The sequence below is a fragment of the Oceanobacillus sp. FSL W7-1309 genome, from assembly GCF_038002145.1.
In the GTDB taxonomy this organism is placed as follows: domain Bacteria; phylum Bacillota; class Bacilli; order Bacillales; family Amphibacillaceae; genus Oceanobacillus; species Oceanobacillus profundus.
In genome coordinates this window covers 1,603,906-1,618,930 of the sequence record NZ_JBBOBX010000002.1, presented here as the reverse complement: position 1 = coordinate 1,618,930, position 15,025 = coordinate 1,603,906, and the positions used below count along the sequence as shown (strand labels likewise).

Genomic DNA, 15,025 nt, shown 5'->3' with positions numbered 1-15,025 from the left:
TGTCGTACAACTATATTGACAGCAGACAACTTAGGATTTAAAATAGATTTAAAATTTGAAATTATGGATGTGTTGTTCAGATGAGAAGCGATATGATTAAAATTGGAGTCGATCGTGCTCCACACCGCAGTCTTTTATATGCAACAGGAAAAGTAAAACCTAAAGATTTTGAGAAACCTTTTATTGGTGTTTGTAACTCGTACATTGATATTATTCCTGGTCATGTTCATTTACGAGAGTTTGCAGATGTTGTAAAAGAAGCGATTATTGAAGCAGGTGGTATTCCGTTTGAGTTTAATACAATTGGAGTAGACGACGGAATTGCAATGGGACATATTGGAATGCGTTATTCTTTACCAAGTCGTGAACTTATTGCAGACTCTGCCGAAACGGTAATAAATGCACACTGGTTTGATGGGGTATTTTATATTCCAAACTGTGACAAAATTACACCGGGTATGCTGATGGCTGCTGCTCGTACGAACGTTCCTTCTGTTTTTGTATCAGGCGGACCGATGGAAGCTGGTGTAAGTGCAACAGGAAAACAAATTTCTTTAACATCTGTATTTGAAGGTGTTGGTGCCCACAAATCCGGACAAATGTCTTCAGAAGAGCTGTTAGATATTGAAATGAATGCATGTCCAACATGTGGTTCATGTTCAGGTATGTTTACAGCAAATTCAATGAACTGCTTAATGGAAATGCTGGGAGTTGCACTTCCTGGTAATGGTACAATCGTTGCTACAAGTGAAAGGCGTAAAGAATTAGTACGCGAAGCGGCCAAACAATTAGTTCGTATGATTAAAGAAGATGTTAAGCCGCGTGATATCATCACAAAAGAAGCGATCGATGACGCTTTTGCACTTGATATGGCAATGGGTGGGTCAACAAATACCGTACTACATACATTGGCGATTGCGCATGAAGCTGGAATTGAGTACGACTTAGAAGTTATAAATAAAGTTGCAGAAAGAGTCCCGTACTTAGCAAAAATTATGCCGGCATCAGATCTTTCAATGGATGATATCAATAAAGCTGGTGGAGTAGAAGCAATTATTAATGAACTAACAAAAATCCCTGGGGCAATTCATCCGGAAAGAATTACCGTTAGCGGTAAAACAATGGGTGAGCTTGTAAAGGACCATCACATTACTAATCCAGAAGTGATTCGTACGAAAGACAATCCTTATAGTCCAGTTGGAGGTTTATCTGTATTGTATGGAAATATTGCTCCAGAAGGTTCCGTGATTAAAGTAGGTGCAGTTGATCCGTCAATCAAAACATTTACTGGTGAAGCAATTGTCTTTAATTCACAAGACGAAGCCCAAGAAGCGATTGATAATGGGACAGTACAAGCAGGTCATGTTGTAGTCATCCGCTATGAAGGACCAAAAGGTGGACCAGGCATGCCAGAAATGCTTGCGCCAACGTCAGCTATTATGGGTCGTGGACTAGGAACTAAAGTTGCACTCATTACAGATGGTCGCTTTAGTGGTGCATCTCGTGGTATTTCAATTGGTCATATTTCTCCAGAAGCAGCTGAAGGCGGTCCAATTGCTTTGGTTGAAAATGGTGATATAATCGAAATTGATTTACCAAGCCGGACAATGAATGTAATAGTTTCGGCCGAAGAATTAACAGAACGACGTAAAGACTTAAAACCATTTGAGCCAAAAATTAAAACTGGATGGTTAGCAAGATATTCCAAGCTTGTAACAAATGCATCTAAAGGCGGCATTATGAGTATATAATGAAGCATACACCCCTTTCTCAGTTATTGAGAGAGGGGTGTTTAATTGATAAGTCGTTACTTGCACTAAAAAAATAAGTCGATAACTATTAATTTATTTCAAAAATTTGTTACAATAGAAGAGGGTTTGAGTAATACATATTATAGGGAGGAATTAGAATGGATTACCGTGTGGAAAGAGATACAATAGGGGAAATACATGTACCAGCAGATAAATATTGGGGAGCGCAAACACAGCGAAGCAAGGAAAACTTTCCAATTGGTTCTGAGACTATGCCTGCTGAAATTATTAAAGCGTTTGCAATTCTAAAGAAAAGTGCGGCAAAAGCAAACAGTGATTTAGGCTTGTTGGAAAGTCAGAAGGCAGAAGCAATTTCGTATGCTGCTGACCTTGTATTAGCTGATGAATTGAATGAACATTTTCCATTAGTTGTATGGCAAACGGGAAGTGGTACTCAATCCAATATGAATGTGAATGAAGTTCTAGCATTTGTCGGGAATAAATGGCTTGAAGGAAAAGGAAGCGAGCTAAGACTTCATCCAAATGATGATGTTAATAAATCTCAAAGCTCTAATGATACATATCCAACTGCAATGCACGTAGCATCTGTATTGAAGCTGGAAGATACGGTTATTCCTGCTGTACAGCAATTAAAAGCGACGCTGAAAGAAAAAATGGAAGCATTTTCTGATATCGTGAAAATTGGACGAACGCATTTACAAGATGCAACACCATTATCACTTGGGCAGGAGATTAGTGGCTGGCATCGCATGCTTGAAAAATCGGAAAAAATGATTACGGAAAGTACAGATTATCTAAGAGAATTAGCTATTGGTGGTACTGCGGTTGGTACGGGGCTGAATGCACATCCAGAGTTCTCAGAACGCGTTTGTGAGGCAATCAGTTCGTATACCGGGAAAAAATTTGTTTCTGCACCGAATAAATTTCATGCGTTAACAAGTCATGATGAAACGGTTTATGCACATGGAGCACTTAAAGCATTAGCTGCAGATATGATGAAGATTGCAAATGATGTTCGTTGGTTAGCAAGTGGTCCGCGTTGTGGAATTGGGGAAATTACAATACCTGCTAATGAGCCTGGAAGTTCAATCATGCCGGGTAAGGTAAATCCAACACAAAGTGAAGCTGTTACAATGGTTGTCACACAAGTTATGGGAAATGATGCAGCAATTGGATTTGCAGCAAGTCAAGGTAATTTCGAACTCAATGTATTTAAACCAGTGATTGCATATAACTTTTTACAATCTAGCCAATTATTAGCGGATAGTATTATTTCATTTGATGAACGCTGCGCGGTTGGAATCGAACCAAATCATGAACAAATTGAAAAATATTTAAACGATTCCTTAATGCTTGTTACGGCGTTAAATCCTCATATAGGATATGAAAATGCTGCTAAAATTGCTAAAAAAGCATTCCATGATAATTCAACGCTAAAAGCTACTGCAGTTGAACTAGGCTTACTGACAGAAGAAGAATTTGATAAGTATGTGAACCCGAAAGAAATGACATCCCCAAAATAAAAGATTCAAAAAAGCGCGCTGCAAATTGATGCAGCGCGCTTTTTGCTTGCCTGGAAGGAATCCTACAATTTACCAGTAAATAAAACTTATAAGTTTTTTGATAGTGCAAACAATAGAATTACAGGAGGTGATAAACATGGCTAACAACAACAGTTCAAATCAATTACTTGTTCCTGGAGTACAACAAGCTCTTGATCAAATGAAATATGAAATCGCTCAAGAATTTGGTGTTAACTTAGGAGCAGACTCAACTTCACGTGCGAATGGTTCTGTAGGTGGAGAAATTACAAAACGTCTAGTGCAAACTGCACAACAACAATTACACGGTAAATAAATTTCATAAATATGGATAGAGGAAAGTCTTTTGGGACTTTCCTCTTTAACATGATGAGAAGTTAGCTTATTCTATTCTTAGCGTATCCGTTCTTCCGTTTCTTTATCAAAGAAATGCACTTTATTCATATCAAAGGCGAGCTCTAAATTGTCACCGCCTTTGACGTCAGAGCGAGAATCAACTCGTGCTACAAAATCCTGTGAGCCTAATTTAGAATATAAAATGGACTCTGCTCCCATTAATTCAGCAACTTCAATATGTGCGTTAATTTTTGATTCTGGTGAAGCTTCAATGATTAGTAGCTCATCGTGGATGTCTTCTGGTCGAACGCCTAAAATAACTTCTTTGTTAATGTAATTTTGCTCTCGAAGAAGCTTCATTTTGCCTTCCGGAACTTTTAGTTTTATACCATCAACTTCAAAATAGCCCTCTGTTAATTTACCTAGGAAGAAGTTCATTGAGGGTGATCCAATAAAACCACCGACGAATACATTTTCAGGATGATCATAAACCTCTTTAGGCGCACCAACCTGTTGAATAACTCCATCTTTCATTACAACGAGGCGAGTTGCCATTGTCATTGCTTCGGTCTGATCATGGGTTACGTAAATCGTTGTTGTCTGCAAACGTTGATGCAATTTTTGAATTTCTGCACGCATCTGTACACGCAGTTTGGCATCTAAGTTAGACAAAGGTTCATCCATTAAGAAAACTTTTGCATCCCTTACAATTGCACGTCCAAGTGCTACACGCTGACGTTGTCCACCTGAGAGTGCTTTCGGCTTGCGGTCTAAATATGCCTCTAACCCTAAAATCTTTGCTGCATTCTGAACACGCTGGTCGATTTCGTCTTTCTTAAATTTACGAAGCTTTAAACCAAAAGCCATATTATCATACACATTCATATGTGGATATAATGCATAGTTTTGGAATACCATCGCAATATCGCGATCTTTTGGTGCGACATCATTCATTTTTTTGTCATCAATATAGAGCTCGCCACCTGTGATTTCCTCTAAACCAGCCACCATTCTTAGAGTCGTTGATTTCCCACACCCAGATGGTCCAACAAAGACAATAAATTCTTTGTCCTTAATATGTAGATTAAAGTCTGATACAGCAACCACATTTTTATCATACGTTTTTTGAATATGATCTAAGCGTAATTCAGCCATTATTACCCCTCCAAAATGTAAACGTTTTATATATTCATTGTATAGAAAGAAAGCGCTTTACATAATGGGGAATGTGCACAAATTTAGACAGGCTCTTTGTGCATGGTTGCTAGCAGTGCTATATATACGGTTAAAGCTTGGTTAAACTGCCGAACATCAATCCCAGTTTTTTCGAAAAATTTATCAATGCGATATTGTAGACTATTCCGATGCATGTAGAGTTTTTTTGCAGTGAGTGAAATATTAAGATTGCATTGGATAAACGTCCAAATGGTTTGAAGCATTTCCTCATCGTTCTTAAACTCCTTGAGTACCAAATTGCTAATTTGGTTTCGTTGCTCAAAGGGTATTTGATTTACAAGTCGGAAGGGAATGGCATCCACATATGTAATAACAGGATTATCGGAATAGCTAGCTGATATTTTTGCTAATTGTATGAAAGATAAATACTGATTAGAGAGATCTTTGAAGTCCAATAAATAAGGACCAATAAAGAACTTCGTTTTCACATAAAGATCACTCATCAGTGTATCAACAATTTGGTCATACGTGAGCGAATCTTCTAGCTGTACTCCCTGTTGTTCAATAAGAATTCCTTCCTGTTCATTTTCCCATAAAATAGGTATTGGATTAGAGAAAAATTCATACATTGCAGTTCTAAAAATGTTAGGCTCTATTTGATTTTTAGGAAAAGAAAAATAAACAAAGCGAAATTTTTCATGTGATGTCTCTGGCATAGAACTAGAATGATGAATTCGATTTTTCCATAATTTTTCTAAATCAGTCGGTTTTGGTATCGTAAGCTGGTATGGTGTTAAAAATGTTGAAAGCATGGCAGCATCCTTTGCGCTCAAATCGCTTTTAGCTATGCCGATAATTGCATTTGTATCTGTAACGAACCATTGATAGTCATCGGGTATTTCAGATATATTTTCATCATAAATTAAAAAAGTAGGGAAAAAATTTTTTAGCATTTTATACATCTTGAAATCTCCTTTTTCCTTATTCTATTGTTTAATTATAGCAGTCAAATACAAGTGTAAAAATATTTTTTCAAAAATAGGGTTTTTTCGTTGAGGGTATACACAGGATAAAAGCTCTGTTATAGTAACGTTAGTATTGATACTAAAGGAGGAACATCATGCCTAATATTTATGATAGCGCATATGAATTGGAAAAAGCTATTCGTGAAAGCGAAGAATTTAAAAGTTTGAAATTAGCTTATGAAACGGTAATGAATAATCCGAGTGCAAAGCAAATGTTCGAGGATTTCCGTGATACACAAATGAATTTACAAGAAAAGCAAATGCAAGGTTTGGATATTACAGAAGAAGAACTAGAAAAAGCGCGAGCGGTCGTTGAGGCTGTGCAAGAACATCAGGATATCTCTAAATTGATGGAAGAAGAACAACGTTTAAATCTTGCAATCAATGATATTAGTCGTATTATTACGAAGCCGTTGGAAGAACTATACGGTACTACAGATGAAACAAACTAAGAAAATACATAAAAAATCCGCAGTTAATATCTGCGGATTTTTTGATTAAATATTCTTATTTGAAAGTACGCAAAGAAGTTTTTTCCTTATTTAAGAGAATGGTGAATTACCTGTGAAATAAGACAAGCTTTGCTTCCGGGCTTACGCAGCGATGTGTATGTTCGCTGTATCCTTCTTTATCCAATCGTGCCTGTCCTACCTCTTTAGCTTCTGCATCATTTGCAGCAGTAAATGATTCATCCAGCAGTTTCTCACCCCTTGGGTCAAATACTGTTAAAGCATAGTTTCTCATAAAAAACTCCTCCTAATATTTATGTAATCTATATACTTAACTTTCTAGAAATTATTGCTTGCGTTGATATTGTTAATTGTTTTGTCTCTTTGTACCAGATATATAGCTAGACACATTTCGAGCATGCAGTTGCTTGTATTTGTCGCAATTGAAAGGAACTGAGACATAATGTGCAATTATGGTTAGAGCTTATCCTCGCTCCGCTAATCCCGGCTCCCTGTTTACCACTATAATAAGTCAGCTGTATATTCATTATAATCTAAATTTTAATACAAGTGAAAGGAAAAGGGTGTAAAGTATGGTTGACATTACTGGTAGTGTAAAGTAAACTGTACGTAAAGTTTACTTTACTAAAAAATAGGAGATAGCATGAAAACACTTATAAAGGAAAAACGCAAAGAGCTGGATATTACACAAGAAGAATTATCACAGAAATTAAAGGTTTCTAGACAGACGATTATATCCTTGGAAAAAGGCAAGTATAAGCCATCATTAATATTAGCACATAAGCTAGCTCAAACGTTTGACTGCACAATTGAGGAATTATTTATTTTTGAAGGGGATGAGAACATTGAGTGAGGACTTTTTAGCAAACCCATCCGGTATTTGGGGTTTAATTGCTGCCGTAATCGTATCAATTATTATATTTTTCATTAATCGGCGCATTGGTCGAAAGAAGCATTTATTTGATGAGCGCTATCAGCAGACAAATAACCGCTCAAAGGCAAGATCCTGGGATGCAATGATCGTAGTATACCTAATAGCCTGGTTTGTTGTCATCATATTTGATGGCATTGGCTTCAGCTTTTTTTTACTAACCGCACTCTATGCTCTGCATAATGTAACTGCAATTATTACAAATTTCTTTTTTTCAACAAAGCACGAATAAAAATGAATCAAATCTTATAAAGAATCGTATGAATACGAGAGAAGGGGGAGTTTTTTTGACATTGGTATTAAAAGACGTCACAAAACGTTTTCAAGGACACACGGCAGTAGACCGACTTTCACTTGAAATTCCAGAGAAGGAAATGTTCGGTTTTTTAGGAGGTAATGGTGCTGGTAAGACAACTACTTTCCGGATGATTCTTGGGCTATTGGATAGCTCGGAAGGGGAAATTTCTTGGAATGGTAAGCCAATCGATTACGATAATAGTCATTTGATTGGTTATCTCCCAGAAGAAAGGGGACTTTATCCAAAACTAACCGTGAAAGAACAGTTGATTTACTTAGGAAAGTTAAGAGGAATGAAGAAGCAAGCAATTCTTACTGAGCTCGAATACTGGCTGGAAAGATTTAAAGTACCTGAATACATGACAAAAAAAGTTGAAGAGCTATCTAAAGGGAATCAGCAAAAGATTCAATTTATCTCAGCTGTCATTCACAAGCCCAAATTACTTATTTTAGATGAACCATTTTCAGGGCTGGATCCTGTTAATGTTGAAATGATGAAGGAGGCAGTAATTGACCTGAAAGATCAAGGAACTTCGATTGTTTTTTCATCCCACCAAATGCATCATGTGGAGCAGCTATGTGAGAATTTGTGCATTTTACGAAAAGGTACACCAGTTGTGCATGGATCATTAAAAGACATCAAACGCTCCTATGGAAAAAAGAACTTGATTATTCATGGAGATATCGACTTTGGTTTTTTAAAAAATTTCCAAGGTGTATCTGGATATCAAAAAGGTGCTCAAGGCTGTAAGCTGCAAATAGATAATGAGCAAGTATCCCAAGACATTCTTTCCGCAATCCAGGGAAAAGGTTTTGTTCGTAAATTTGATCTTGAAGAACCATCGCTTAATGATATTTTCATTGCGAAAGTAGGTGAAGCATATGAATAAATTCTGGACTGTTTTATCCCATACATACATTACGAAGGTTAAGACAAAGTCATTTATTTTCAGTACGCTCATTACTTTGTTAATTATCGCGGGTCTTGCTAATTTCCAAACCATTATTGACATGTTCGCTGGAGAGGAATCGGGTGAAATTGTGGTTGTGGATGAATCAGGTGTCTATACAGAAGCATTGCAACAAAGCCTTGCTGCAGCAGAAGAGGACATTGAATTAGTTCCATTTGATGGTACGGTTAACGAAGCGAAAGTGGCTGTACAAGATGGTCAATATGATGCAGTTGTGGAACTGACGGAAAACGAAGAACAAATTTTTGATGCAACGTATTTTGCGAATACTATTACAGAGTCTGGAAATCAAATGATTATTGAACAGCATTTACAACAATTAAAGATTGCCATTGCAACACAAGCCTCTGGTATTGACGAAGCGAGGATTGCGGAAATTTATGCACCAATTGCATTTGAAGCAGTTGCGCTTGATGAATCAGCAAAAACAGAGGAAGAACTCAATCAAGCGCGAGGTATTGTCTATGTCATGCTGTTTGTACTTTATATGACTGTTATGATGTACGGTCAGATGATTGCAACGGATGTCGCTACAGAGAAATCATCAAGGGTTATGGAGATACTGATATCGAGTGCATCTCCAATTACACATATGTTTGCAAAAATAATTGGTATTGCATTAGTTGGACTGACGCAAATTGGATTATTTATTATAGTTGGTTATACGCTAATTCGTTCGAAACAGGAAGAGTTAGTCGGGGGAGTCTTCGAGTTATTTGGTGTTCAGGATACATCGCCAATGATTTTTGTTTACGCAATTGTGTTCTTTATTCTAGGTTATTTACTTTATGCAACATTAGCAGCAATGCTTGGTTCACTTGTAAGTCGAATTGAAGATGTGGGCCAATTAACGACGCCGATGATGATGTTAATTGTAATTGCCTTCATGATCGCTATTTTTGGCCTAGGGGCACCTGAGTCAACGTTTGTAACAGTAACCTCTTATATTCCATTCTTTACACCGATGATTATGTTTTTGCGAGTTGGAATGCTTGATATTCCAATTTGGGAAGTTGCATTATCACTGGGAATTATGGTTGGAACGATTGCCGTTCTTGCGTATATCGGTGCGAAGGTCTATAGTGGCGGCGTGCTGATGTATGGAAGATCTGGTTCATTGAAGGATTTAAAAAAGGCGCTTGTATTAGGGAAGAAAGAAAAGTAGGGCCGGAATGTAAGAAAGACCATTAAATCAAGTTCAGGTTTGATTTAATGGTCTTTTGATAAATTAAACTAAATTGCGAAATGGATGAAAGTAAAGGCGGATGAACAAAAGAGAAAATATTCCTGCAGATATAGCAAATAAAATTGGAATGGGTAGCCATTCTGCCCATAATCCAGAAATAAATAATCCAAATGGTAGGGTTAACTTCATGAGCATGGAGGATGTTCCTGCTACACGACCTAATAAATGGTTTGGCGTGAATTCTTGCCGAATCGTGAAATAGACAATATTAGAAATTGTAGTAGAAAAGGTCCGAATGGCAAGCGCAATTCCGATGGCCCACCATGTCGGTGCAAAGATAAGATAACTGACCCCGACGATATCAAAAAGTAAACAGAATGTATAAATATTGCCACGCCCAAATCTAGCGCGAATCTTACTGACTACAGCTGCACCTAAAAGGCCACCTACCGCTGAAATCGTAAACATCAACCCGATTTGTGCTTCCGTAGCACCAAGTTTATCGGTAACATAAAAAATAAGCACGCCAATGACAAGGCTCGAAGCAAAGTTGATAAATAATACAGTAATTGTTGGTGTCAGTAATGTTTTATTACGAAATAGCTCATCAATCCCTTCTTTCATATCATGCCAAATACTGGTTTTTTCTCTGATCTCTCTTTCCGAAACAGGAAGTTTAAAGAATTGAACACATAGAAATAAAATGAATAAGCAAAGTAAATAGATTGATAATGTGGCTGTATAGGAGAAGGCGACTAAAAATGCTCCTGCAAGCCCTGGGCCAGCTGTTTGAATCAATGTACTTACAAATGATAATTTTGCATTGGCTGAGGTCAGTTGTTCCTTCGAAATAATTTGCGGTATAACGGAATGATGGGCATTTCCAAATGTATAGCCGGCGCAGGAGAGTATGAATCCAAGGATGTATAAATGCCAAAGCTGCAGACTATTTGTGAGTAATAGAAGTACGATGCCAAATACGGAAGTGAATTGAATAAAACTTGTCAACTGCATCATCTTTTTTCGGTTAAATCGATCGACAAGTACACCAGCAAGCATTCCGATGAAAATATTAGGGAAAAATTCAATTGCGCGCATGCTGCTCATTGCTAATGCTGATTGACTAATTTCATAAATTAATAAGGGAATTGCTATTGTGTACATCTGTGACCCGAAGCTTGAAATTATATTTCCTCCCCATAGAAGTAGAAAGTTTTTGTTTCTCCACAATGTGAGAATGTTGTCATTGCTTTTAGCTGCTTCCATTGGCATACACTCCAACCTTTCATTGATTCTATTCCTAAAAGAAGTGTAAAATAAAAAAAGATGAATATAAAGTGAAGATTGTAAAAAAAATGTTCACCTTTTGGAGGAAAAATGAAATATATTGAACATATGAAGGTGCTAACGCGTTATTTTAATAAAAAAGAAGAAGTAGAAACAACTGTCGCTCGATTAGCTGAAATTCTTAGCTGTTCTGAACGACATGTGAAAACGATTGTAAACTTCCTTCACCAAGCAGGTTACGTAGAGTGGAGAATCCAAAGAGGTCGTGGGAAGAAGCCGAAGTTAATGCTGAATTATACGCATGAAGAGGTGCATCTTAAGGAAGCGAAGCAAAGCGTAAAGATGGAAAAGTATCAAGCTGCATTCTTCATTGTGGGTCAATTAGAAAAAAAAGCACAATATACGTTCCAGGAATGGTTTAGAGGATATTTAGGAATGACCCATAAGAATATAGAGGACAATGATTTGGACATCCTGCGATATCCTTTTTACGAAACAAAGCTATCGATGGATCCATTGTTGATCATATCAAGACATGATGCACATATGGTTCAGCAAGTCTTTGAACGTTTAGTAGAATTTAATCGTCATACAGGACAACTGGTACCTAAAATTGCTCGCCATTTTGAAAGTCAAGATGGCAAACGATGGGTGTTTTATTTGCATAAAGGTGTCTTATTTCACCATGGGAGAGAATTGACAAGTGAAGATGTAAGCGCAACATTGGAACGATTTTTAAAGGAAGATAATATTAAAGGAAATGTAATACGTATGGAGTGTGTAACAAGATATAGCATTGTGTTCCAGCTTAAGCATGCTGATTATTTATTTCCGCGATATTTATCAAGCCTAAAAGCATCGATTATTCCGATTGAAGTTTTCAAGAAAGATGAAGAAGGATTTCAGAATTTACCTGTAGGTAGTGGTCCATTTCAATTAATTCGCAATGATAATGAAATGATTCGTTTAGATGTGTTTCAGCAGTATTATGGGTTACGCCCTTGGTTGGATCGTGTGGAGGTTATAAATACACCAGCATTATTTCAAGACGACCAATCCCATCCGTTTCGATTAACTGCACCAGATACTGCTTGGAAAGAAGTGCGCTCGATTGAAGAAGGCGCAGACTATATAACATTTAATTGCAGAAAAAGCGGGCCATTGCAGGACAGTGAATTTCGCCGGCGTATCTGCCAAATAATCGATCCTGAGCAATTTTGTTTAGAAGGAGAAATGGTTGCGCATAGTTTTCTAACGCAGAAGTCAAGAGAGCTTGACTTACCAGTAAGGAGTAATGCGAAGCAAAAGTTGGCAGGCAATGTTGAACTGAAAATCGCTGCACAGCAAATCCGAGAAGGAGTTAACCATGAAAGAGAAGCGATGATACTCAAACAGCAATTAGAGCAAGCAGGTATAGAAGCGGAAGTAGAAATTGTAAACGCAATCCAATTCAAGGATCCTCAGGTTATCGAGAAGTATGACTTGTTTGTTTCTGGAATTGCATTATCGGATGATCGATTACTTTCTGTTCTAACTTCCATTCATTCCAATCAATTATCCATTTTTCCATGTTTGGATGAGGACATGAAAGTATTTATTAATAAACAGGTTTCAAAAATGAAAACATTCCAAGATGAAACGGCTCGTTGGAATAGTTATTTTGAAATAGAAGATTATTTAAAAGCGCAGCATGCAATCATTTTTCTCAATCATCGTATTCATACAATTTACGAATCCGAATCAAGTCAATATGCAAATATCGAACTCGATAGTCATGGCAGAGTTGATTATCGTGCTGTATGGAAAAAAAGAAATGTAACACTGCTCCCAAAGTAACGACATTGGGGCAGTGTTGACAGACTTTCTTAATCAATTCAAGTATCAAATTACCTTTCGATCCCAATGACGGTGTGCTGCGATAGCTTCAAGAAACGTCTCCAAGAATTGTTTTCCGCTTCCTTCAATAACACCTGGATCACCAATTATATTATTACTTTCAAGCCATTCAATTCCATCTGCTGTTGCGCCAATTGCTTTATAATGTTTATGAGCTTCTTTTACAAAGTCGCTTGCATTTTTGTAGAATGCGTCATCAACATTACTGCCACCGACAATATAAACGGCATCATACAAAACTGGGTGAGTTGTTGTGAAAGTATGAACAACTTGGAGGTCAACATTATTTTTACCTGATACGAAACCTTGTTTGTCGCTAATAATTTCGTATGCTACTCCAGCTATGTTCAATCCTTGTAAAATCTCTTTTACCTCCGTATCCTGAAAGCCATTGTGCAAAATCACAGCAATTTTACGACCAACTTGAGTTTTTATTGTGTTTTCTTGACTAAGTGCAGGGGAGGCCTTTGTTACAGATGATTCTTCTGCAGTTGGAGGAGTTACCCCGATGTTGTTCGCAACCTCTGTGGCCATTGCTAGGTCAACATTCCCAAACATATCAACTACCTGCTGTTGAACCGATTTATCTTTTACGCTCCCAACTTCAAAGCTAAAGGCATTAATAATATGTTGCTTTTCAATAGGACTCATGCTGTTCCAAAAAAGTTTAGGCTGAGAGAAGTGGTCATTAAAGCTTTCACTTCTAGTTCGAATGATACTGCCTTCGACTTTTTCTTGATAATGAACAAATCCTCCCTCTTCTTCTGTTGCTGGAGCGGGGGTATTTGCAGCCATTGAATTATTATGATAAGCTACCCTTCCTTTATTGATTGTTTGCCTATGGTAGCCATCTCGCTGATTATTATGGAATGGACACACAGGCTTATTGATTGGAATCTCATGAAAATTTGGTCCACCTAATCGAATAAGCTGTGTATCCGTATAAGAAAATAAACGTCCCTGTAACAGTGGGTCATTTGTAAAATCAATACCTGGTACAACATGTCCAGGATGAAATGCGACTTGTTCTGTTTCAGCGAAGAAGTTATCGACATTGCGATTTAAAGTAAGCTTGCCAATTATTTTTAGCGGTACATCCTCTTCAGGCCAAAGCTTTGTAGAATCAAGAATATCGAAGTCAAAAGCAAACTCATCCTTTTCCTCGATTATTTGTACACCTAATTCATACTCAGGGAAATTTCCCATTTCGATCGCATCAAATAAATCCTGACGATTAAAATCTGGATTTTTACCAGCGATCTTTTGTGCTTCATCCCAAACGAGTGAATGGACACCAAGCTTCGGTACCCAATGGAACTTTACAAAATGCGATTTGCCTTGCTCATTTACAAAGCGGAATGCGTGGATCCCGAACCCTTGCATCATTCGGAAGCTTCTCGGTATCGCTCGATCCGACATAAGCCACATTACCTGATGTGCGGATTCCTGGTTATTTGCAACAAAATCCCAAAATGTATCATGCGCAGCAGAAGCCTGTGGGATTTCATTATGCGGTTCAGGCTTAATAGCATGAACAATGTCCGGGAATTTAATACCGTCCTGAATGAAGAAAACAGGCATATTGTTAGCTACTAGATCATAGTTACCCTCCTCGGTGTAAAATTTTGTAGCGAAACCGCGAACATCCCGGACTGTGTCTGCCGAACCACGAAAACCAACAACTGTTGAAAAACGTACAAATACGGGTGTTTTTACCTTTGGATCTTGTAAAAACTTTGCTTTCGTGTATGGTTTCATGGATTCGTAAAGTTCAAAGACGCCATGCGCAGCAGTTCCCCTGGCATGTACGACACGTTCTGGGATACGTTCATGGTCGAAATGGGTCATCTTTTCGCGGAAATGGAAGTCTTCCATTAATGTTGGACCGCGTTTTCCGGCAGTTAATGAGAGCTCATCCTCCGATACTTTTAAACCTTGATTTGTTGTTAGTTTCTTATTCGTATCATCTACACGGAATTGCTCTAATTGCTCTTGCTTACTATTTGCATTAATTTTAGGGTTCTCACTCATTGACAAACTCCTTTCCTATAGTAGTTAGTATGTAATATTCCCAAAAGAGAGCATTCTATCATATTCTTTTTTTTTTGAAAAGGTAAAGATGTCTTTACGTTAAAGG

Annotated in this window: 14 protein-coding genes; 9 read left to right on the top strand and 5 right to left on the bottom strand. The window is 37.6% G+C overall.

Going from position 1 to position 15,025, the window contains the following annotated elements:
- Nucleotides 1–80 precede the first annotated feature (80 nt).
- The 3 genes from ilvD (at nucleotide 81) to NST46_RS20630 (ending at nucleotide 3,629) form a co-directional block, all read left to right on the top strand.
- Entirely contained in the window at nucleotides 81–1,751 is a 1,671-nt protein-coding gene (ilvD, locus tag NST46_RS20640) for a dihydroxy-acid dehydratase (RefSeq protein WP_251660642.1), read from the top strand.
- A gap of 158 nt (nucleotides 1,752–1,909) precedes the next feature.
- Nucleotides 1,910–3,295 (top strand): class II fumarate hydratase, encoded by a 1,386-nt coding sequence (fumC, locus tag NST46_RS20635; RefSeq protein WP_341137691.1) that lies wholly within the window; start codon nucleotides 1,910–1,912, stop codon nucleotides 3,293–3,295.
- Between the two features lie 136 nt (nucleotides 3,296–3,431).
- On the top strand, nucleotides 3,432–3,629 hold the full coding sequence (locus NST46_RS20630) for an alpha/beta-type small acid-soluble spore protein (protein WP_340003152.1): 198 nt from the start codon (nucleotides 3,432–3,434) through the stop codon (nucleotides 3,627–3,629).
- 77 nt (nucleotides 3,630–3,706) lie between these two features.
- Here the strand turns inward: NST46_RS20630 and NST46_RS20625 are convergent, their stop codons facing one another.
- Entirely contained in the window at nucleotides 3,707–4,804 is a 1,098-nt protein-coding gene (locus NST46_RS20625; RefSeq protein ID WP_340003153.1) for an ABC transporter ATP-binding protein, read from the bottom strand.
- An 83-nt stretch (nucleotides 4,805–4,887) separates the two neighbouring features.
- Nucleotides 4,888–5,787 (bottom strand): PucR family transcriptional regulator, encoded by a 900-nt coding sequence (locus NST46_RS20620; RefSeq protein ID WP_303448473.1) that lies wholly within the window; start codon nucleotides 5,785–5,787, stop codon nucleotides 4,888–4,890.
- A 158-nt stretch (nucleotides 5,788–5,945) separates the two neighbouring features.
- Between NST46_RS20620 and NST46_RS20615 the strand changes: the two genes are divergently transcribed.
- Entirely contained in the window at nucleotides 5,946–6,302 is a 357-nt protein-coding gene (locus NST46_RS20615; RefSeq protein ID WP_095309693.1) for a YlbF family regulator, read from the top strand.
- A 106-nt stretch (nucleotides 6,303–6,408) separates the two neighbouring features.
- Here NST46_RS20615 and NST46_RS20610 read toward each other — a convergent pair whose 3' ends face one another.
- Entirely contained in the window at nucleotides 6,409–6,594 is a 186-nt protein-coding gene (locus NST46_RS20610; RefSeq protein WP_095309691.1) for a YhzD family protein, read from the bottom strand.
- Nucleotides 6,595–6,963: 369 nt separating this feature from the next.
- Between NST46_RS20610 and NST46_RS20605 the strand changes: the two genes are divergently transcribed.
- Genes NST46_RS20605 through NST46_RS20590 form a run of 4 tightly spaced genes read left to right on the top strand, consistent with a single transcriptional unit; the run spans nucleotide 6,964 to nucleotide 9,684 of the window.
- On the top strand, nucleotides 6,964–7,173 hold the full coding sequence (locus tag NST46_RS20605; RefSeq protein ID WP_095309685.1) for a helix-turn-helix transcriptional regulator: 210 nt from the start codon (nucleotides 6,964–6,966) through the stop codon (nucleotides 7,171–7,173).
- A complete protein-coding gene (locus NST46_RS20600; RefSeq protein ID WP_251660647.1) occupies nucleotides 7,166–7,483 on the top strand; it encodes a DUF3796 domain-containing protein in 318 nt (105 codons plus the stop codon). The genes NST46_RS20605 and NST46_RS20600 overlap by 8 nt, the downstream gene beginning before the upstream one ends.
- A 55-nt stretch (nucleotides 7,484–7,538) precedes the next feature.
- Complete coding sequence (locus NST46_RS20595) at nucleotides 7,539–8,438, top strand: ABC transporter ATP-binding protein (RefSeq protein ID WP_118888704.1); 900 nt, start codon at nucleotides 7,539–7,541, stop codon at nucleotides 8,436–8,438.
- Nucleotides 8,431–9,684: an ABC transporter permease gene (locus NST46_RS20590; protein ID WP_251660651.1), complete on the top strand. Its 1,254-nt coding sequence runs from the start codon at nucleotides 8,431–8,433 to the stop codon at nucleotides 9,682–9,684. Before NST46_RS20595 ends, NST46_RS20590 begins: the two co-directional genes overlap by 8 nt.
- 63 nt (nucleotides 9,685–9,747) lie before the next feature.
- Here the strand turns inward: NST46_RS20590 and NST46_RS20585 are convergent, their stop codons facing one another.
- Entirely contained in the window at nucleotides 9,748–10,971 is a 1,224-nt protein-coding gene (locus tag NST46_RS20585; protein WP_341137690.1) for an MFS transporter, read from the bottom strand.
- 111 nt (nucleotides 10,972–11,082) lie between these two features.
- Between NST46_RS20585 and NST46_RS20580 the strand changes: the two genes are divergently transcribed.
- Nucleotides 11,083–12,828, top strand: a complete 1,746-nt coding sequence (locus NST46_RS20580) for an ABC transporter substrate-binding protein (RefSeq protein ID WP_341137689.1) — start codon at nucleotides 11,083–11,085, stop codon at nucleotides 12,826–12,828.
- 45 nt (nucleotides 12,829–12,873) lie between these two features.
- On the opposite strand, the gene NST46_RS20575 is transcribed toward NST46_RS20580, so the two are convergent.
- On the bottom strand, nucleotides 12,874–14,919 hold the full coding sequence (locus tag NST46_RS20575; RefSeq protein ID WP_341137688.1) for a catalase: 2,046 nt from the start codon (nucleotides 14,917–14,919) through the stop codon (nucleotides 12,874–12,876).
- Between the last annotated feature and the right edge of the window lie 106 nt (nucleotides 14,920–15,025).